This is a genomic window from Nocardia takedensis NBRC 100417, assembly GCF_000308695.1.
Lineage (GTDB): Bacteria > Actinomycetota > Actinomycetes > Mycobacteriales > Mycobacteriaceae > Nocardia > Nocardia takedensis.
In genome coordinates this window covers 21674-42628 of record NZ_BAGG01000057.1, presented here as the reverse complement: position 1 = coordinate 42628, position 20955 = coordinate 21674, and the positions used below count along the sequence as shown (strand labels likewise).

General features: G+C 70.3%; 6 protein-coding genes (1 of these 6 running past the window's edge). 3 read left to right on the top strand and 3 right to left on the bottom strand.

The window, feature by feature from the left end; all coding sequences use genetic code 11:
* Positions 1–49 precede the first annotated feature (49 nt).
* Positions 50–2509: an ATP-dependent Clp protease ATP-binding subunit gene (locus tag ON30_RS11625; protein WP_040706581.1), complete on the bottom strand. Its 2460-nt coding sequence runs from the start codon at positions 2507–2509 to the stop codon at positions 50–52.
* Between the two features lie 167 nt (positions 2510–2676).
* Here ON30_RS11625 and ON30_RS11620 point away from each other — a divergent pair, with 167 nt between their 5' ends.
* Complete coding sequence (locus ON30_RS11620; RefSeq protein ID WP_051029202.1) at positions 2677–3453, top strand: uracil-DNA glycosylase; 777 nt, start codon at positions 2677–2679, stop codon at positions 3451–3453.
* Between the two features lie 70 nt (positions 3454–3523).
* Positions 3524–4075 (top strand): dihydrofolate reductase family protein, encoded by a 552-nt coding sequence (locus ON30_RS11615; protein ID WP_040706522.1) that lies wholly within the window; start codon positions 3524–3526, stop codon positions 4073–4075.
* 31 nt (positions 4076–4106) lie between these two features.
* Here the strand turns inward: ON30_RS11615 and ON30_RS11610 are convergent, their stop codons facing one another.
* Complete coding sequence (locus ON30_RS11610) at positions 4107–6194, bottom strand: serine/threonine-protein kinase (RefSeq protein ID WP_051029201.1); 2088 nt, start codon at positions 6192–6194, stop codon at positions 4107–4109.
* A gap of 236 nt (positions 6195–6430) precedes the next feature.
* Between ON30_RS11610 and ON30_RS36055 the strand changes: the two genes are divergently transcribed.
* The gene (locus ON30_RS36055; RefSeq protein WP_245554005.1) at positions 6431–7924 is read left to right on the top strand and encodes a hypothetical protein; all 1494 of its coding nucleotides are present in this window, start codon (positions 6431–6433) and stop codon (positions 7922–7924) included.
* 165 nt (positions 7925–8089) lie between these two features.
* Here ON30_RS36055 and ON30_RS11600 read toward each other — a convergent pair whose 3' ends face one another.
* Positions 8090–20955 carry the 3' end of an ADP-ribosyltransferase gene (locus ON30_RS11600; protein ID WP_169334903.1) on the bottom strand. Its footprint extends 21181 nt past the window's final position, so 12866 of the gene's 34047 nt are visible here — the last part of the coding sequence; its start codon lies beyond the right edge, outside the window; its stop codon occupies positions 8090–8092.

The following is a 20955-nucleotide window of genomic DNA, read 5'->3' as shown; positions in this document are numbered from 1 at the left end:
CGATGGTAGCGCACATCGGCGGGCAAGGCGCGGTAGTGACACGGCCCGACTACACCGACCCTTCGGAGGTGCGCGCGCCGTCGTGGTGCACCGCGGCCAGTTCCAGACCGGCGTCGTCGGCGTCGACCCGGACGGTGTCGCCCGAGCTCAGCGCGCCGTCCAACAGCAGCCGCGAGAGCTTGTTGTCCAGTTCGCGCTGCACCGTGCGCCGCAGCGGCCGCGCGCCGTACTCGGGTTGGTAGCCGTGATCGGCCAGCCAGTCCACGGCCGGGTCGGTGATGTCGAGATCGATGTCCTGGGCGCGCAGCAACCGCCGCGTGCCGTCGAGCACCAAGCCGACGATGGAATGGATCTGTTCGCTGTCGAGGCGGTGGAAGACGATGGTGTCATCGATCCGGTTGAGGAATTCGGGACGGAAGTGCTCGCGCAGTCGTTCGGTGAGCCGCTGTTCGAGCAGGTCCCGCTCCCCCTCCGGGGTGGCCAACACCAGATCCGACCCGATGTTGCTGGTCATGATGACGATCGTGTTCTTGAAATCCACCGTGCGTCCGCGCGAATCGGTCACCCGGCCGTCGTCGAGCAGTTGCAGCAGCACGTTGAACACGTCCGGGTGCGCCTTCTCGATCTCGTCGAACAGGATCACCGAATACGGTTGGCGGCGAACCCGATCGGTGAGCTGGGCCGCGTCGTCGTAGCCGATGTAACCGGGCGGCGCGCCGACCAGGCGTGACACCGTGTGCTTCTCCTGGAATTCGCTCATGTCGAAGCGGATCAGGCGGTCCTCATCGCCGAAGACGGCCTCGGCCAACGCCTTGGCCAGTTCGGTCTTGCCGACGCCGGTGGGACCGAGGAACAGGAACGACCCGATCGGCCGGTCCGGATCCTTCATGCCCGCCCTGGCCCGGCGCACCGCCTCCGACACCGCCACGATCGCCTCGTCCTGACCGACCACGCGCTTGTGCAGGGCCTGCTCCAGACCGAGCAATCGCTGCCGCTCCTCGACGGTGAGATCCGCGACCGGGATGCCGGTGTGGCGGGAGACGATCTCGGCGACATCGGTGACCGTCACCTCGGGTTCGGCCCCGGCCTCGCCGTCGGCCAGACTCTCCTCGGCGGCGGCGATCTCGGCCTTGAGTTCGGTGGCCCGCTCGTAGTCCTCGGCGGCGACCGCGGCGTCCTTCTCCCGACGCAGGCGCGCGAGGTCGTCCTCCTTGGACTTCAGGTCGGGACCGGGTGTGCGGACGCGCAACCGGACCCGTGCGCCCGCCTGATCGAGAAGGTCGATGGCCTTGTCGGGCATGAACCGGTCGGTGACGTAGCGGTCGGACAGTTCGGCCGCCGCGATCAGCGCCTCGTCGGTGTAGCGGACCCGGTGGTGTTCCTCGTAGACATCGGCGAGGCCGCGCAGGATCTCGATGGTGTCGGCCACCGACGGTTCGCTGATCAGCACCGGTTGGAAGCGGCGTTCCAGCGCGGCGTCCTTCTCGATGTGGGTGCGGTACTCGTCCACCGTCGTCGCGCCGACCACGTGCAGTTCGCCGCGGGCCAGCGCGGGCTTGAGCAGGTTGCCCGCGTCCATCGCCCCCTCCGCGCCGCCGCCCGCGCCGACGATGGTGTGCAGTTCGTCGATGAACAGGATCAACTCGTCGGAGTGCGCGCGCACCTCGTCGAGGATCTTGGTCAGCCGCTCCTCGAATTCGCCGCGATATTTGCTGCCCGCCACCAGTGAGCCGATGTCGAGGGCGATGACACGGCGGTCGGCCAGGGTGCCGGGCACGTCGCCGTTGACGACGCGCTGGGCCAACCCCTCCACGATCGCGGTCTTGCCGACGCCGGGATCGCCGATCAGGACGGGGTTGTTCTTGCGGCGGCGCGACAGGATCTCCACCGTCTGCTCGATCTCCTGCGCGCGACCCACCACGGGATCCACTCTGCCGGCCCGCGCCTCGGCGGTCAGATCCCGCCCGTACTGGTCCAGCGTGGGCGTGGAACTGCTCGCGCGGCCGGGCGAGACCTGCGCGCGTCCGCCCGAGAGCAGGACCTGCGCGGCGGGGCTGTCGGGGGTCGCGGCCACGCCCAGCAGGACGTGTTCGGGACCGATGTAGCTGCTGCCGGATTCGGCCGCGCTGCGCTGGGCCGCGCGCAGGGCCGCCTTGGCCCCGGGGCTCAGCGCGATCGTGCCGTCGGCGGGTTCGCTCGCGTTGCCGGTGTCGGACAGGGTGCGCATCTGCTCGGCGACCTTGTCCGGGTCCTGGCCCAGTTCGGTCAGGATGCTGCGGCCCGGCTCGGACTCGGTGGCCGCGTAGAGCAGATGTTCCGGGGTGACTTCGGGATTGCCCCAGTTCAGGGCCGCCTCACGAGCGGTGGCGACCAACAGTTTGGCGTTGTCGGTCATCAGTCTGCCCAGGTCGGTGCGCTGCACCGGCGGTTGCGCCGCCATACCGGAGCCGAAGAAGCGCTGGAAGATCTCGTCGAAGGAATTCATCGAATGGGGCCACGCGTCGGTCATGTCCACCTCGCTCCATCGCGATCTCGAGCTACCTCCACGCAAACTACCGTCGGCGGCCGCGCGGTCGCAACCGGTCGGTTCGATCTTGATCCGCGGCCGACCGGACGTGACCGCTTCGATACCTCCCGGCCGCACCGACCGCGACCCCCGCCCCCTACGCTGCGACGATGACCCCCGGCACCGACGACGGCGGCCCCGCGGCGGTCCTGGCCCGCGGCGACCGGCCGCACACCCTCGCCGACCTGGACGCCGCGGTCATCGCCTGCCGGGCCTGCCCGCGCCTGGTCGCCTGGCGCGAACAGGTCGCCCACGAGAAACGCGCCGCCTTCCGCGACGAGACCTACTGGGGACGCCCCGTGCCCGGCCTCGGCCCCGCCGACGCGCGTCTGCTGCTCGTCGGCCTCGCCCCGGCCGCCCACGGCGGCAACCGCACCGGCCGCATGTTCACCGGCGACCGCAGCGGCGACGTGTTGTTCGCCGCCCTGCACGCCGTCGGCCTGAGCAACCGACCGACCGCCGTGCGCGCCGACGACGGACTGCGCCTGTACGGCACCCGGATCACCGCGCCCGTGCACTGCGCGCCGCCCGAGAACAAACCCACCGTCGCCGAACGGGACCGCTGCCGGGGCTGGCTGGACATCGAACTCGACCTGCTGGCCCCCACGCTCCGCTCCGTCGTCGTCCTCGGCGGCTTCGGTTGGCAGGCGCTGCTGCCCGTGGTGGCCGACGCGGGATGGACCGTGCCGCGCCCCCGACCGAAATTCGGGCACGGCGCGCGGGTGCGCCTGACCCCGGCCCGCCCGGACCGCGCGCCGCTGGAGGTGTTCGGCAGCTACCACGTCAGCCAGCAGAACACCTTCACCGGACGCCTCACGCCCGCGATGCTCGAACAGGTCCTCGCCCACGCGGGACGCGCGGCCGGACTGTCGGTCCGTTCGCCCTGACACCGGCCGTATCTCTGTCAGGATCGACGCCGTCCGATGAGTTTCGCGCGCACAGGAGGTCTATCCCGACATGAGGAAACTGATCTACGGCTTCAGCGTGTCCCTGGACGGCTACATCAACGACCGCGCGGGCTCCATCGACTGGACCGACCCGGACGAGGAACTGCACCAGTTCCACAACGACCGCTTCCGCGACGTCGAGATCTCGCTGCACGGCCGCCGCCTCTACGAGTTGATGGCCGAATACTGGCCGCACGTCGCCGCGGACGCCCCGCCCATCGAACGCGAATTCGGCGCGCTGTGGACCGGGAAACCGAAAGTCGTGTTCTCCCGGACACTGTCGGAGGTGCACTGGAACAGCACGCTGGTGAGCGAGAACGCCGTGGAGGAAGTCCGCCGACTCAAAGCCGAGGGCGACGGCGTGATCGAGGTCGGCGGCGCGGACCTCGCCGCCGCGCTGATCCCCCACGGCCTGATCGATGAATACCAGCTCTACCAGATGCCCGTCATCCTCGGCGGCGGCACCCCGATGCTCCCCGCCCTCGACGAACGTATCCGTCTCCGCCTCACCGAGACCCGCCGTTTCCGGACCGCGTACCTGCTCCGCTACGTCACCGCCTGAGTTCCGCAGATCGCCGGAGGCGCCGGCGGGCTCAGAGCCAGGAGTGCGGGCGCACGGCGTTGGCGCGGTCGACCAGGGCGAAGCGGTCGCGCCGGTTCGGGGTGATCATCGCGAGGGCCCGCAGCGCCGCTTCGAGGCCGCCGCGCAGGCCGCGCTCGGTGCAGGGGAAGCCGAGGACGGTGTCCGCCGGGTCCGTCGCCCGCCCGCCCGCGCGGAACCACCGCAGCGCGCCGTCCAGCACGGCGGCCCGCAACTCCAAGAGTCGGCGATCGTGCGGCAGGCCGGGCAACTGTCGGGCCGCCTCGTCCAGGACGTCGCGGGTCAGTTCGGCCGCCGGGCGGGAGACCAGCAGCGCGGCCAAGCCCATCCGGGCGATGTCGTGGCCGCGCGTTTCCGGGCGCACCCGCCGCAGCACCTCGAGCGCGGCGGACGGCTCGCCCAGGGCGATCGCCGACCGGGCCGACCCGAACGCCGCGGTCACCACCGTCGCGTCGGTCCGCCACACCGTGCGGTAGCGCTCGGCGGCCCGGCGACGCCAGGACTCCCGTTCGGGTTCGACGGTCTCCGCCGCCAGCAGTTCCGCGGTCGCCGCCATCGCGAGCACGGGGGCGAGTTCGCCGGGGACCATCGCGTGCACGACCTCGAATCGCGTGTGGGCGTGGCCGAGGCGACCGGTCCGCAGCGCGAGGATCGCCTCGAACCAGTCCACCCGCCACTCGGTCGGGTCCGCCGCCCGCAGACCGTCGAGGATCTCGCGCGCCGCGGCGGTCGCACCGAGGTCCAGGTGGACCCTGGTCTCGATCAGCGCGGATTCCCGCTCGAACGATTCGGTCGGCTCGCCGCGCACGGCCCGGGTGATCCGCAGCGCTTCGCGGGCCTGGCCGGGGTCGGCGTGCGCGCGGCCGGCGAGGACGTCGGCGGCGGGATCGTCCGGGTCGGTCATCGGAATCGGCAGGGCGGCGGCCAGATCCCGCGCGGTGAATCCCGGCGCGCGCCCGTTGCCGAGCGCGAGGTCCGGCAACGCCGCCGCGCCGAAATCGGTGCGCACCGCGCCGAAGATCGCCGACACCTGCGGGTGGTCGCGTCCGGTGTCGCGGGCCAGCACGATCCGCAGCACCCCTTCGAGTTGGCGGTACATCGCCGCGATCGAGGCGAAGCGCCGCCGCGGGTCCGCGTGGACGGCCCGACGCAGCAGCATCGCGAACTCCGGGTGCGCGCTCGACGTCGGCTCCTCGGCGTCCCACCCGCCGGGCAGGGCCAGTGCGGCCAAGGTCCGGCCGACGCTGTAGATGTCGGAGGCCACCGTGGGCCCGGTCCGGGCGATCTCGGGAGCCTGGAATCCGGGCGTGCCCTCCAGAACGCCCCCGGAGCGCAACGCGGCCACCGCGCCGAGATCGATCAGCGTGACCTCGTCCCGGCTCACCATGACGTTGTCCGGCTTGAGGTCGTTGTAGGCCAGGCCGAGTGCATGCAGGTGGTCGAGGGCGGGCAGGATTCCCAGCACGTAGGCGATGGCCTCGGCCACCGGAATCGGTTCCGCCCCGCGCTGTTCGAGCAACGCGCCCAGCGAGCGGCCGCCGATGTACTCCATCACGATGTAGCCGGCGTCGCGATGGGTCACGAAGTTGAAGATCTTCACGATGGCGGGATGCACGACCTCCGAAAGGAACTGGCGTTCGGCCAGCGCCGTCACGTGCGCTTCCGGATCGCGCGGATTGCGCAACCCTTTCAGCACGACCCACCGTCCGCCCACGCGACGGTCGCGGGCCAGATACACCCAGCCGAAACCGCCGTGCGCCAGACAACCTCGGATCTCGTACTGGTCGGCGACCACCTCGCCCGCGGCGAGGGCGGGACGGAAGCCGAACTGCGCCCCGCACTGTGCGCACCAGCCGTGCGTGACACCCGCGCGGTTTCCGTCCGACCGACCGACCGGGCCCGCGCACTTCCAGCAGAACCGTTTGTCCTCCGGCACCACGGGTTCGGCGAGCACCGCCGTCTCCGGTTCGATCGGCGGCACCTCGGGCAGCACGACCAGGCCGAGCCCGCGGCGCAGCGGACTGCGCCGGGACGGCCGGGACTCGAAGGGGCTCTCGACCGGATTCCTGCTCGCTACCACGTCATCTCACCAAGGGCTCGGTCCTGCGTCATCGACAAGGCGACGTGTTCCCCGACGGCACGCGACTTCTCGCACCGCCACGTTTCCGCGGACAACTCTGCCCGACGCGAACGTCCACCGAAACCGGTGTATATCTACTTAACAACGGTTTAACGCGATCTGTACATTACTCGGGCAGACTCGGCCGAGTCGGTGTCGAGGCACGTCCATCGCGAAACCGGAGGAGGCCGCACCGCATGAACCAACCGCACCACCAGCCCGCCCCGGCGTCGGGCAATCCCTCGACGGACGGGCGGCCGAGCGAATCCCCTTCGCTCGAGGAGGATTCGATCCAGCGGCAGGCCGCGGACCTCGCACACGAGGTCGCGGGCGAACTCGCCCTCGCCGGTCCGCCCGGTTGGCAACGCCTCGAAGCGTTCTTCGCGATCACGGTCGCGGGCGGAGTCGCCTACACCCACTACCGCGACGAGGACGACCGGGTGACCAGGCTCGGACCGGCCGGCGAGATCATCGATCTGGTCCGGCGGCTGCGTGAGCTCTCGGCCCGGCTCGGCGACGGCCCGTGGTGGCGCATGGTGGTCCGCCTCGACGCCGGCGGTGAACTCGACGTCGACTACGACTACGGCGACGAACCGTTCCCCGACGATCAATTGCTCACCCCGGAGGCGTATTCGACCGATCTGCGGGCCTTCCCGCGCGAGCGGATCCCGGTCTGGTTGGCCGCCTACATCGGCCACGACAATCGGCAGTGGCGCACCCCCCATCAGGCGCAGGCGCGAGCGCGCGCGGATCGGGAAGCCGGAGTCGTGGCCCAGCCCTGCACCACCGACTTCCCCGCGCTGCCCGTGCTCTGGGCGCGCTGGGCGACGATCGCGGCGGCCTTCGTCGCCGTCGGCTCGGACTGGGGTCCGCGAATCCTGCCCGCGCTCGGCGTTTTCGAAGGCGCATCGCGCAGCGGCGCGACGCTCTACGTGCTGCCCGACGGCCGCGCGGTGCTCTCGGGCGGGGTGTGGAACGCGCCCGAACTCGACGCCGCCTACAACGGCGGCGCGCCCATGCCCGACCTGTACGCGGGCGCGCCGGCGTGGGTGGCCAACCAGGTGCTCAATTCGCGCGCGGCGCGCGGACTGCTGTCGTTCTGCTACTGGTGGGAACGCGACAGTTGGTTCCGCGGCGAGTCGGCGCCGGCGGAAGCGCTCACCGCGGCGGTGCCGGGCGTGTGGTCGGCCCGGACCACCGCCGATGTCCTCTGCGGTGTGGTCAGCGCGGCCCCGAGCGAACGGCAGCGCGCCGCGGCGGACGATCTGGTGGCCGCCGCGGAATCCGGTGTGGTGTCCCGCGCGACGGTGGCCGCCCTGTTCGACGACCCGGCCGACGACATCGACGGCGCGCTGTATCAACTGTCGATGGCCGGAGTGGTGCTGGAACTGTCCGAGGAGTTGCCGCGCGAGGAGGCGATCCTCGCGGTCCGCGAACACATCCTCGGACTGGGTCTGGACACCGACGATTATCCCGTCGAGGAGTTGGTGGCCGAGCGGCTGAACGTGGGCTGGATGGTCTTCGCGCCGACCCGACCGGGCGAGATCGTCATCGGTCGCGCCCTCTTCTACATCGCCGACGACGGGGTGATCGAGCAGTCCACCTCCTCCACCGCGCCGTCCCGCTACGCCGAGGGTTTCGCGCAGCGCTTCCGTGATCGAAAAGTCCGCGACACCGCCGATTTCAGGTGATCCGCGGGCCCGCCGCGTGAGTCCCCGCGGCGATCGGGTCGGCTCGGTCGGCGATCGCCCCGGACGAGCAATCCTCGAGGTGCCGCGCCCGGGAACACCTCGATTCGTCCTCGGGTCCGCGCCGTCGAGACGGCGCACGGTGTCCGAAGCACGAGCGATCGGCTTTCACTCCCCCCGGGTCACGCGCTGGTCCGCCGATTCGGCGAAGACGTGGTCCAGGTAGTCGCCGTCCTCCGGCAGGTAGGCGCGCAGATCCACCGCGAGGTCGCGGCCGTCGGTGCGGACCCGATAGGCGTCCTGAACCGCCCGCAGCGCCCGCGGATCGCGATCCAGGTGTTCGACGAAGGCCAGGGTGTGCTCGATATCGCGCATTCCCAGCATTGCCTCGACGTACTCGGTCACGCGCGTTTCCCACGCCGTTGACACGTCCGAGCCTGTCGTTGCGACCGGCGAGACGACTCCGGCCGGCAGGTCGAGCTTCGGCAGCAGGCCCAGCAGACGGGCGAGGCGGAACTCCTGCGCGGCGGACAGTCGCCCCTGCCGCACCGTCTCATCGAGCACCTCGGGCAGTGGTCTGCCGACCGCCTCGAGCAATGCCTGTTCGAGGTGCGGGACCGCCCGCCGGTCAGCCACGACGGCCAGGACCCGCGCGAAGTCGATCGGCCCGTCACCGGTGAGCATCGCGCTCAATTCCCGCCCCGCGGTGACGACGTCCGGCGGCTGTTGTCCCGTATCCGCGAGAGGAACCCGGCTCTGTTCCGCGTCGGGCGACCGCGTCGCGGACTCGGCGGCGTCCCGGTTCTCCCACACCGATTCGCCGGATTCGAGCGACACGCCTCGATCGAGCGAGGTCTCGGCGTCGCGTCGCGGGGCGGTCTCGTCGGCGGTGTTCTCGCTGTCTCGGTCGTCCTGTTCGGGCTCGGCGGTGTCGGGGAGAAGCACTTCCGCCTCGATGATCAGCAAGTCGTTCGCTTCGTCGCGGGTGACGCCCGTGATGCGGTAGCGGGTGTCACGGGCGAGGAGGAGTTCGTTGCTGCCGGGGACGCCGCTGTGCTGTCCGATCCACAGACCGGGGGTCCCCGGCGGAACCGTCAGATTCAGTCGGTACTCGAACTCGCGGGCGTCCGGCAAGGTGGTCAGGTCGCGACCGACCGAAGTGGACAGGTAGCCGGGCTCCTGCTGGATCGTCCCCACCAGTTGCGACGGATCGGAACTCAGGAATTGCAGGGGTCTTCCGCTGTTGTCCCGCATGAACGAGATGCCGGTCAGGCCGCGCACGACTCGCACGGGCTCGGTGTTCGGCAGCGGTCCCATCGCCTCGTCGAGGGTTCGGATTCCCCGCTCGAGCCCGCCCAGGCTGGGCATCGTGCCGTAGAAGCGTCGGAACACCGGTTCCAAGGTCTGCTCGTAGAACCGGGCTTCGAATTTCGTCCCCGCGAGCAGGGATTCCGGGTCGTCGGAGGAACGCAGCGCGTAGAGCAGTCGGCCGACCGCGCCCGCACGGTGCGGGTCCGACATCACGTCGTAGAGATGCATCGGGTCGGGGTGGTCGTAGTGCTCGGCCAGCGCGTCGAGCGAAAGTTCGCGGCCACCGGTCAGTTCGGTCAGCAACGAGATGTGCTCGACGGCGGCGCGACCCCGGTCCAACGCCTCCACGACCGCGCGGCTTCCTTCCCGCAGCAAGGTATTGCTCAGGGTCGCGGCGTGATAGGCCCAGGCCGCGTGCTGCCGTCTCGGGGTGAGCCGGTGCCACTGATCCAACACGGCCTCGCCGTAGGCGGATCCCGCGGCGTCGGAATCGAAGACCCGGACACCGTGCGCGTCGAGGCGGCCGATGTCGACGGAATCGGTCCCGGCCGGCGTGCTCGGTCCCCGTTCGTGACCGGGGGGCGGCGCGTAGGCGAAGTCCTCGTCCAGATCCCCGGAAAGAAGGTGGAACGGGGCACCGCTCGCGGTGGTCGCCACGTGCAGGTGATCCGGATGCGCGGCCGAGGCGTAGAACAAGGTGAACGGGGCCTCGGGGCGACCGTGCCGGTAGACGTCGCGAGGCCGGCCGGGACGCAACACGACGACGTTGAGACCGAGTTCCCGCGCCGCGATGGGCAGCAGATCCACACTCATCAGATGATCGGTGGGCCGGTTCGGATCACGCACCGCCGCGAGCAGGGTCCGCAACCGTTCCCGCGCGCGTTGCTCGACGGCGGCGTCGAACTGCCGCACCGACTCGTCGAATTGCTCGATGCGCAGCGCTTCCGCCGCGGTCGTCGGCAGATCGTCGTCACTGCCGATCTGCCCGCTCATCCGCAGCGCGACCGTCTGCCTGATCAGCCGCCATTCCTCTCTGCTGCGCTCGATCCTCCCTCGGGCGCGACGCAGTGCCTCGACCTGCCATTCCCGCCGCCCCTCGGCAGTGAACGAGGCCAGCGACTCGACGTAGTGCGCCAGATCGGCTTGCATGCCCCGCGCGATCGTGCCGCGCACGGCCGCGAGATCGGACTGTCCGGCGGCTCGCGCCAGAACGGTCAGCACTCGGTTGCCGTCCTCGGGCGACGGAGCCCAGGTCGGTGGGGACGAATCGGTCGCGATCTCCGAGATCTCGGGACGCTCCGGCCGGAAGTTCCGCGTGACCAGCGCGCGAATGCCTCGGAGCGAGGTTCCCCCCGGCCGGGCCCGATCTTCCTGTCCCGTCGAGGAACTCGACGCGGCCCCTGACGAGCCCACGCGATCGCGGAGTCGGGACACGAGACGTCCCAGGCGACGCGAGCCGAGTCGACGGGCCGGACCGGTCGCCGATCCGGAATCCGCGGTGCTGCCGTCGATGCCGGAAACCCCGCCACGGTGCACCGCCGCGCCGGAGGTCTGCGCCGCCCGCCCGGGTCCGGAACGGTCCGAGCGGTTCTCGGGCGCGCCGATACGGACATCGGCCGGGAACGCGGGAACGACCGCGCCACGGGCGAACACCGGGCGGGGCGATCTGCCCTCCGGGGTGAACAGGATGGCGTGCACGGCGGCGGGCCGGTGCTGGCCGGGCAGCGTGTGCGTCGGATCGGCGGCGTCGTACACGCGGACGACGCCGCCCTCGTTGACCATCCGATAGGCGTGCGCGCCCACGGCGTTCGCGGCGGGCGCCGCGTGCTCGACCACGACGAGGGCCTGCGCACCGGGTCCGTGGATCATGAGATTCCGGACGATGGCGCTGTCGTCAGGATAGCCGTGTAGCTCCGCGCCCGCGGCCCGCTCCAATTCCCGGCGCGAACGCCCCGCCAACGCCGAACGACGTTCCGGAATCCGAATCCTGCTCTTGCGCAGACTGTCGCGGATCGCCGTCAAGGTGGCCACGACGCAGTCGGCGTCTTCTCGCGAGGTGAGCGGCCTCGGTTCCGCACTGTCGACGGGCGTGGCGGTGTGCTCGGTGGCACGGTCGCCGCGTGCCGGTCGTTTCGTCTCGGCGTTGCGGTGGCGAAGTCGGTGCAGCGGGGCTCGCACCATGTCGCGGAAGTGCCGGCGATCCGGTGCCGCTTCGGCGGGCCGGGCGGTTCGTGGTCCGGTCGCACGGCTCGGTCCGAAACGGGACAGCAAGCGGCGCAGACGGTTCGGCGACGTCCCGGCATTTCCCGGCATGGCGGTGTCGGCCCGCTGTGTCGTGATGGCGGTCGGGGCGGTGCCGTCGGATATCGGGGTGGGACGGCCCTGCACTACCGGTGCGGCGACGGTGTCGACCTCTTGCGCCGTGACGACGGTCGGATCGATCCCGGCCGATATCGGAGTCGCACGGTCCTGCCCGATCGGCGCAGCAACGGTCTCGACCTCCTGCGCCGTCACGGGGAGCGGGTCGATTCCCTCCGACACCGGAGTCGCAAGACCCTGGACTACCGGCGGGGTAACGGTGTCGGACCCGTGCGCTGTGACGGCGTTCGGATCGGTCTCGTCGGAAACCGGCGTCGCAAGACTCTGCGCTACCGGCGCGGACTCGGTCGATTCCGTGGCCGTCTCGGCCGGTGGCACGTGCGGAAGTTCCGCGAACGCCGCCGGCAGCAAGAAGGATTCGGCGAAAGATTCCGTGGAACTCGTCAGCGGGTCCAGACGCGGGTCGATGCTCCGAGCGATCTCCCTCGCGGACAGGGTGGCTCGCGCCGCGGCGGTGAAGTCGTGCCGGCCCGGCCACCGAGGCGGCCGACTGTCCCGAGGCGTGAACGTCAGGAAACTCGGCCGGTCCGGCGTGGACTCCGCTTGTTCGGCGGCGACGGGCTCGCCCGAATCCGAGGACTCGATCGACTCCGTGTCGTCCGAGGCGAGCGCCGCCCGGATGTCCGCCATCCTGAGCCGTGTCGGGCGCACCTCCTCGCCCTCGACCGCGAACCGGACCGATCGGGTGGGGCGCGCCGAGTCGAACGTCTGGAACGCCGTGTCGTCGTCCCGATCCGACTGTCGGGCGGGATCACGCGGCGGGGCGGCGTTGAGGTCCGTCCCGAGGTCGTCGGCGCTGGAGACCGACTCGTCGTCGGACAGGTCCAGCCAGCTCGTCCCCGGCCGTGGATCAGCCTTCTTCTCCCCGAGGTCGACGGACACGTCGAGGACCATCGTCGGCTGCCTACGGGCAGTACGCGGGCGTGCGGTCAGCGGCGAGATCGCACGATCGATCTGGCCGGCAATGGGCTTCGGGTAGGCGAGGACCTTCGTCTCCTCGTCGACCTTCGATTCACCGTCCACCTTCGCGCTGCCGTCGATCACCACGTCCGCGGCGCGTTCCTTGGCACCGCCGGCTTTCGCACCTCCCTTCTTCGCACCGTCGTTCTTCGCACCACCCTGCTCCGCACCGTCGGTCTTCGTGCCGTCGGTCTTCGCACCACCCTGCTCCGCACCGTCGGTCTTCGTGCCGTCGGTCTTCGCATCGCCGTCGATGGTCGACGGGTCTTCGTCGGATCGACGGCTTCCGTCGGGTGTCGCTGTCGTTTTCGGGGCGGACTCGGCGCTCACCGCGGGGACGGCCAAGTAGTAGTGCTCGTGGGCGATGAGAACCGAGCCGTCGGGGTGTGCGGTGGTGTCCTCGCCGAAGGTCCAGCCGCCGGGGCGGATTCGGCGATCGTGGAGGCGCAGGACCGTGCCCTGCTGCGTGAGTGCGGCCGCGGCGGCGCCGGGGACCAGGTCGAATGCGCCCATCCGCCAGGCGCCGCGCCCTCTGATCTGCGCCACCTGGCGGTCGAAGGCCGCGTTGTAGCGGGCGATGTCGGACTGCGAGACGGGGGCCCGCCGCTCCGCGTCGGTCAGTGTCCTTCCGCGGTTTCGTTCGGCGAGCATCAGATTCAGGAACTGGGCGAAGTACGCCTCGCGCCGGGGACCGGACAGTTCGTCGGCGGTCAGGCCGCGCAATCGGGTGATCCGTTGGTCGAGTTCGGCTTCCGACCGGTACGGGGCGGCGTGGACGATGCGTTCCACGGCGTGGAAGAAGCAGTCGCCGTCGAGCGGCATGGATTCCCACACGAATCCCGCCGGTGCGGGAACGCCGTCCACGATGGGCGATCGCTCACCTCGGGGCCGTTCCGGCGGCGGCACACGATCGCCGCCCTTCGGTCCGGAGGTTTTGGCCTCGGCCCCACCGGTCTTGGGCCGACGCCACAGCCGAACCCGTTGCCGCGCCTGCGTTCCGGTGGGACCATCGGCGGCCGCTTCGGCCTTGGCTTCCGCCTCGGGGTCCACCTTCACATCGGCGCTGACCTCGGTGTCGCCCGCCTTCGCTTCGACCTTCGCCTCGCCCTTGGCGTCGCCCTCCGTACCGGGTTCGGGTTCGGCTTTCCCGTCGAGTTTCGGTTTGCCGTCGGATCCTGCCTGGTCCTCGGGTGCGGGCTTGGCTGTCGGATCTTCGGGTGGGGCAGCCGGTTTGGGGGTGGTCGCGCTCGCGGGTGGGGTTTCGATGGTGCGCAGGACCATGTCGGCGGTGACCCAGACCGTGCCTTTCGGGCCTTGGACTTCCACGAGGGCGACGGTGCGCAGGCGTTGGCCGTCGGTGGGGGCATTGGTGCGCCAGAGGTTGCGGCGGACGCTGCCGATGCCGCCGGTGGCGCCCTTGGTCTCGGTGTGGCCCGCGAGCGGGACGCCCGCGACGCCCGCGCGGTGGTTGCCGTCGTCGGTGAGGGGGCCGGTGTAGCTGAAGGTGGGGGCGACGGTGGTGCTCTTGCTCTCGCTGGAACTCATGCTGTCGTTGGAGAACTCGAAGCGGTCGATGGCGGTCGACTTGGTGGAGTCCTCGGGGCGTGGCGAATACAGGCTGAGTTTGAGGCGGATGCCGTCGACGGTGATCTCCGCGGCGTGTCGGCGCGGGGCGGGCACGGTGTCGGACGGTTCGACGTTGAGCAGAGGCGCGGTGGACTGCGGTCCCATGGGGGTGAGCGCACCGCTGGCGACAAGGGTGACGAGGCGGTTGTAGGTGGCTTCCGCCGAGCGGGTGCCGTCGTTGGTGTGCAGCGAGGGGTCCACCGCGAGCAGCGCGGCGGCCAGTTGTGGTGAACCGTCGAATTCGCGGATGTCGAAGGGCAGTTCGGGAATCCACGGGTCCGGGGCCAGCAGTCCGCGCACGTCCGCGGGCACTTCGTCGGCGGGTTCGATGTGGGTCGCGGCCTCCAGGTCGACGTCCTCGCCCTCGGGCGCGCCGTCGCGAATCCGGGCGGGGCGCAGTTCGGTCGCGGACGGGTCGAACCCGAAGATCGCCGGTGCGGTGCGCGGGACCTCGGGGGCGCTCACGCCTGCCGTCGGCAGCGGTTTGGTGTCCGAGACGAGCAGTCGCACATGGGAAGTGGCGTTCACCTTGGAGGTCTCGGAGTCGCCTGAGGGTGGCAGTTCCGCCGGAACCAACCCGTGCATGACTCCCATCGAGAGCCCGCTCATGATCAACATGTCCCCGGCCTTGTCGGCCAGGTAGGCCGACAGCGTCTCGGTCATCGGCCGCCAGTCGACGGTGACGCTGTATTCGGTGGGGACCTTGAATTCGTATTGGGCGTCGCTGCTGCGCTGCCAGGCGCTGATGTCGCGGGTGGAGTTCTGGACGTCGCTGTGGGCGCCGGTGCGTTCGAGGGCGAGGGTGCCCGCGGGGCGGTGGCCGTCGCTCTGCCCGCCCAAGGTGACGCTGAGCTGGTTGCCCTTGGACCGACTGGTGACGACGCTGGTCGCGTCCGGTTCCAGCAGGGCGTTGCCGTCGGGCCGGATGTGGCGGTGGACGTTGTCCAGGGCGGCGGTGCGGGGCACCTGTTTGCCTTCCAGGGTCGCCAGTGTCCGGCCGTCGGGCAGGTCGGCGTCGGGGCGCGGGCGGGTGGTGAACGTGACGCCGACCAGGCGCGGGAACAGTCCGGTCCGGTCGACGAAATGGAATGTGTGGTTGCCCTCGGACCCGGCGTTGGCGAGGTTGCGCACGCCGAAACTGGTGGTGTGCTCGTTGATCAGCGTCGCGACGCCGGGATGGTAATTGTTCGAGCCGACGACGGTCGCGCCGGGCGAGACCTTCTCCACCAGGTTCACGGCGGCGTTCTCCAGCGCGCCGCGACCGTCCTCGAATACGACCTCGGTGACCGCGCCGAAGGACAGCAACCCCTTGGCGGTCGTCGGGTCGTCGGTGCGCTTGCCCGCGTAGGCGTCCGGGAGCAGGCGACGCTCGGTCGGCGTCCACTTCCCGTCCTTCTGCTCTTGTTCCTCGGGAAGGACCGGTGAGGGTTCGCCGCGGCTCTCGGCGTGCTTGCGGACCAGTTCCAGGTATTCGGGGTGGTCGTGCAGGTCGTTGTCGGTGAGGAAGAACTCGAGCCGTCTCGGCGCGTCGATCACGCGGGTGCGGGTGCCGTAGGGCTTGCCGCGCGCGAGTCCGCTGAGGAAGTTGCGCAGGCCGACCTTGACGGTGACGAGGTAGTGGGCGTCGGCCACGAACCGGTAGACGTTGCCGCCGTAGTCGGAGGTGACCCGCATGGTGTCGGTGGCGTCGGCGGAGGTGACGTGCTTGCTGGTCGAGTCGTCGCCGTGCCAGCCGCCGCTGGGCCGGAAGCTCTGATCGGCGTCCGCGCCGTAGGCGCCGTGCAGGGTGAGACCGCCTTGGTTGCCGCTGTTCTCGCTCCGCACGCGCGCGGTGCTGTTGGTGCCTTCGAGCCAGTGTTCGGTGTCGATGGGTGTCGCGCCGAGTGATTCGATGTTGTCGAACCAGCCGCGCACGTCGACGCTGTAGTCGGCGCCGGCGACGCCGCCGGGGATCTCGCTCTCGAACTTGTAGGAGTCGCGGAAGATCAACGGCGCGAACGAGGTCATGTGGTGCGGCGAGAACGCGGTGTGCACGGCGGACTGCACCCCGGAGGTGGGATGCGCCGCCGGCACACCGAACGCGTTGCGCCACAGCCACTTGCCGAATCCTGCCGCGCCGGCCCACGCACGGTTGCCGAGGTCGGACCAGGTGGGTCCGACCTCGGCCTGCGCCGAGTCGTCGTCGAGCCACGCGCCCGGCACCCGCGGCGGCTCGCTCTCGGTGCTCGGCGCGGACAGCTCCGACTCGGAGTCGGACAGCAGGAACGTGTCGGGGTGCGGGAGGTCGGTGATGTCGATCTCGGACAGCTCGTCGTCGGGGACCTCGGCGCGGTGCTCGGTGGGCGGGGCCGGAACAGGTTCGCGCACCGGCAGTTCGATGCTCTCGGTCGGTGGCGGCTGCGACCGGAACCACGCCCTGACGGCGGAGTACCACGGGCTCGGCGCGGGCGGACCGGTTTCCGACTCGGGCCGGTGGGTGGGAAGTACTTCGTCGGAGGACTCCGGGAACGCGCCCGGCACCGGGTCGCGCGGTTCGTCCAGGCTCTCGGCGGCCTCGCGTTCGATATCGGCGATGAGACCGATGGTGGCCTCGTGCAGGATCTCGCCGACCGGGTGGGCGGCGACGACGGCGGCCAGCGGAAGCCTGCCGACCCCTTTCTCGATCGAGGTCGTGGCGGCGAGACCCAGGCGTTCGGTGACTTCGGTCAGGTCGGTGTCCGCGTCGTCGCGGATACTCGGTTCGGCGGGCGGTCCGGCGGCGGGCGTCGCGCCGGTCAGGTAGGTCGGCACCGCCAGGTGGTAGCTGCCCTTCCCCTCGATCGATTCGGGGGACGGACCGTGGCTGTAGGCGATCTCCACGACGTAGCGGGTGGGCACGCCGAAGATCTGGATGCCGGGCTGGGCGGCTTTGGGACCGGGGCTGAAGGTGTAGTTCTCCTCGGCGTGGTTGTGGCCGCTCTCGACGGCGTTCGAGGTGCTGCCGGTCCGGTCGTAGGAGCCGTTGACACTCGACAGCGCCTGGCCGCCCTCGACGTCGAACGGATTGGTGAAGGCGAAACCCGCGCCGACATCCCAGGCGAACGGGGTGCTCTCGGAGCGTTCCGCGCCGGCCAGGATGATGCCCGAATAGTTCATCGTCTGAACCTGGGGCAGCATCCACTCGTGGGTGACGCCCGCGTTCGGATCGCCGTCCGGGTCGTAGCGGCCGTCCTCGGTCCCGTAGTCCCGCAGCGCCTTGATGGTGACGGTGACACGCTCGGTGTCGACCCCGTTGGACTTCTCGAAGACCGTGCGCGCGCCGCCCTGGATCATCTCGTCCGCGGTGCCCAGCCGATTGAGCCTGGCTTTGATCTGGGCGAGCTTGCGGGAGTTCTCCAAGAGCTGGTTCTTGGTCGAATCCTGGTCGAGCAGGGTCGAATGCTTCGTGTCGGGCGGGAGGAAACCCTTGTCGGCGATGTAGGTCTCGATCCCGTCGAGCACGTCCTGGGGAATGTCGACCTGCAGCGGGGTGGTCAGCAGTCCGAGCTGTCGCAGGTGCAGCAGGTCGGGGGGCAGGTAGCGGCGCTGCTCGGCCGTCGGCGCGCTGCCGAGGGAGGCTTTCGAGGGCACGAGCATGTTGACCGGGTAGCGCTTCCCGTGCTGCCCGCCCGACGCCCTCGGGGCCAGCGGCGTGCCCGGTTTCGGTTCGATGACCGGTCCGTCGGGGCGGACGAAGGTGACTCGGACCTCCATCTGCGGCGTGGTGTGCAGCAGGTGCGCGACCAGACGCAGCGCGCGCGAGGTGAAGGCCCGGCCGCCGTAGGTCAGCGAATGGCTGTGTTTGTGCGCGAGACCGGCTTTGAACGGGGTGAGGTTCGCGCCGATCGGGGCGTAACCGGTCTTCTCGTCGGCCTTGCCTTTGCCCAGACCGAACGACAGCGACACCGATCCGCCGAAGGCGTTGGAGATCTTGGCGGTGGCCATCGTGCGCAACGCCCGCAGCACGTTGTATTCCAGCCGGGAGGCGTTGGGCGTGGTGGTGGGGCCGGTGAGGGTCTCGCCGCCGTGGAAGTCCGGGATCTGGATCTGGAAGTACCCCAGCGGGTCACCCGAGGCGGTGTAGAGAGTCGGCGACTGCACCGAACCGCCGTGCATCATCGGGATGTTGCCGCGGAAGTTGCCGCCGAAGAACTCCCGCAACTGCGACGCCGAACCCTGCGAGATGTGCGCGACCTGATCGCCGAAGGAGGCCATCACATCGCTGAAGAGGCGGTCGTGGTGTGGGAAGTCGAGCGGACCGTAGAACGGCAGTTGCTCGAGGGACAACTGCGGGGTCGGGTCCGCCGGGTCGCGATGGTAGGGCGGCGGGATGGTGGCGTCGTCGTCGGGGTCGACCTTCGGGAGTCCGGGGCTCTCGTCCAGGTATTTCGGGAACCACGCGACCAGATCGTCCGGGGCGGGCTCCGGAATGGGCGTCCAGCCCTCGGCCGTCGGCAGATCCGCGGCCAGCACGCCGGCGACGCCGTCGTCGTTGAGTCGCAGCTCCCACTGCATCTCGTAGTCGTGCGGGACCGCCATGGCCTCGGTGCTGCGCTTCTTGATGATCGACTGGATCGTGGCGAACACCGAAGCGCCGGAGGACAGTTCGTTGTGGGTGGCCCTCAGCGAGGGCGTCACGCCCAGGTTGAGGAATGTGCGGCTGAACATGTCCCGCAGATAGCTGTAGGAGAGTGCGGCCGAGCGCAGGCTGTGACTGCCCGCCGAATCGGCCGTCTCCAGGATTCCGTAGGTCCAACGCTGCGTACTCACCGCCGGGCCCTGATTCGGCCGGGAGTTCTCGCGCGCCCGCAGTTTCAGACGTAGGAACACCGGGAACGGTGTGCCCCGGTACTCGACCGCCAGCGGCATCCCCGATTCGCTGAGCAGACGGTCGATCTCGGCGGTGGTGAGTCGGGAGGTGAGCTTGCGGTCGACGGCGGCACGGAATTTCGCGTCCCGGTCGCCTTCGACGCGGCCGCCCGGTTTCGCTCCCCGCACGAAACGGTCGACCCTCGCGGCCGGGCCGGTGGCCAGGAGCCGGTCGACGTTTTTCTTGAAAACGTCGTCGACGCCGAGGGTTTCCAGCTTCTCGCGGATCTGCTCGGGGGTGGCGTCCGGATTGTATTCCCGCACCTCCTGAAGCCATTGCACCGCCTCGAATCTGCCGTCCCTGGTCTCCACGGCGTGCACGACGTGACGGCGCAGCCAGTCGATCGTGCGCTGCGGGATCGGCATGACGTGGATCAGGTCCTCCGCGCCCCGCCGCAGCGCGCCGAACTCCCGGACCGGATCGCTGAGCGGCCGCCCACCGATCCGGGTGACGGCGGCCAGATTCTCCGCGTCCGTCGGCACGGTGAACACGGGCATGCCCTCCGCGTCGTAGAGCACCGCGTGGGTTCCCGCCAGCTCGCGCGGCACGCTCGGCGGGAAGACCCGGGTGGCGGAATCGGACCAGTCGTGCACCTCGACGTCACCGTCGTCGCCGACGCGCAGCAGGTAGGCGTGCGCGCCCACCCCCTCGACGTTGGTGTAACCCTGGTAGACGTCCACCACCAGCGCCACCGCGCCCGGCCCCAGCGGGCTCAGTTGCGCGGCGATGTCGGCGTGGTCGCGGAAGGGACGGAGCGGCGCACCCGCCCCGTCCGACAACGCTTCCGCCGTGATGCCCTCGATCCCGGCCAGCTCCTGCGGCACCCGCGCGTTCGGCCGCCCCGTGAACGCCGACAGTTGCGCGAGCGCGAGGACGCCGCAATTGACGTCGAGCCACAGCGTTTCGGGGTGAGCGGGCCCGGTCCGGGGCCGTTCCCGCTGCGCGGGCAGGTCGGTCGAGCCGTCGTGAGCGGGAGCGTCGCGGTAGCGGTTGTCGCCCTCGGTGTCGCCGGTGTCCGGGGGGACGGTGATCTCCAGCGTTCGCGACCCGACGCGGACGGTGGTCGCGGTGCCGTTGTGGTGGCTGCCCTCGCCGAAGTCGCGGGCGCCGAGTGAGGGGGTGTGCAGGGACGGCAGGCGACCGGGCCTTGGACGAGCAGGCGCGCCCTCATCGGTATTCGAGGTCACACCCACGGAGTGCGCGGAGGTGATCTCGGATACCGAGGAAGACTGCGATTCCGGCGTGGCGGGACCGGCGGGCAGCACGGGAGCGCCGTTCTCCCCGGACCTGAACCGCGAACGCATCGAACGCCCGGAACGCGTGAAGAACTCGGCGATGCGGGCCGTGCGGTCGGGCCGTTCCGGGGCTAGTTCGACCTGCCCACCCGCCGGAAGCGGGGTGGCGGGCGAACGAGTGTCGGCGGGGCCTGCGATGGAAGTCCGGATCGTCTCCGCCGAGGCCATGATGTAGCTGATCCGGCCCTCGGGCAGCGAGGTGACTTCCGTCAGCGGCCGCTCGAGGAACTCCTCCGGATCCCAGACCAGGATCTCCTCCGGGGCGAACGCCGCGTCGGAGTCGGCCCGCTCGGGGAACAGCATCGCCAGGGGGGAGCCGCCGTCGAACATCACCACGGCCATCGAGCCGACCCCGAAACCCTCGAACCGAGCCGCGATCTCACTCAATTGACGGGTGGGCGACGCATTCGGAGGGCCGGGCGGCGGTGCCCAGGTGGTGTCGAACATCCGGGCCAGATCCGCGATCTCCTGGGGGGTGATCAGCGATTCCCGGGTGCGCGGCGCGCCCATCTCGAACTCGGGAACATAGCGGACCGCGAACCGTGGACGGCCCACGAAACTCGCGGCGAGTGCGT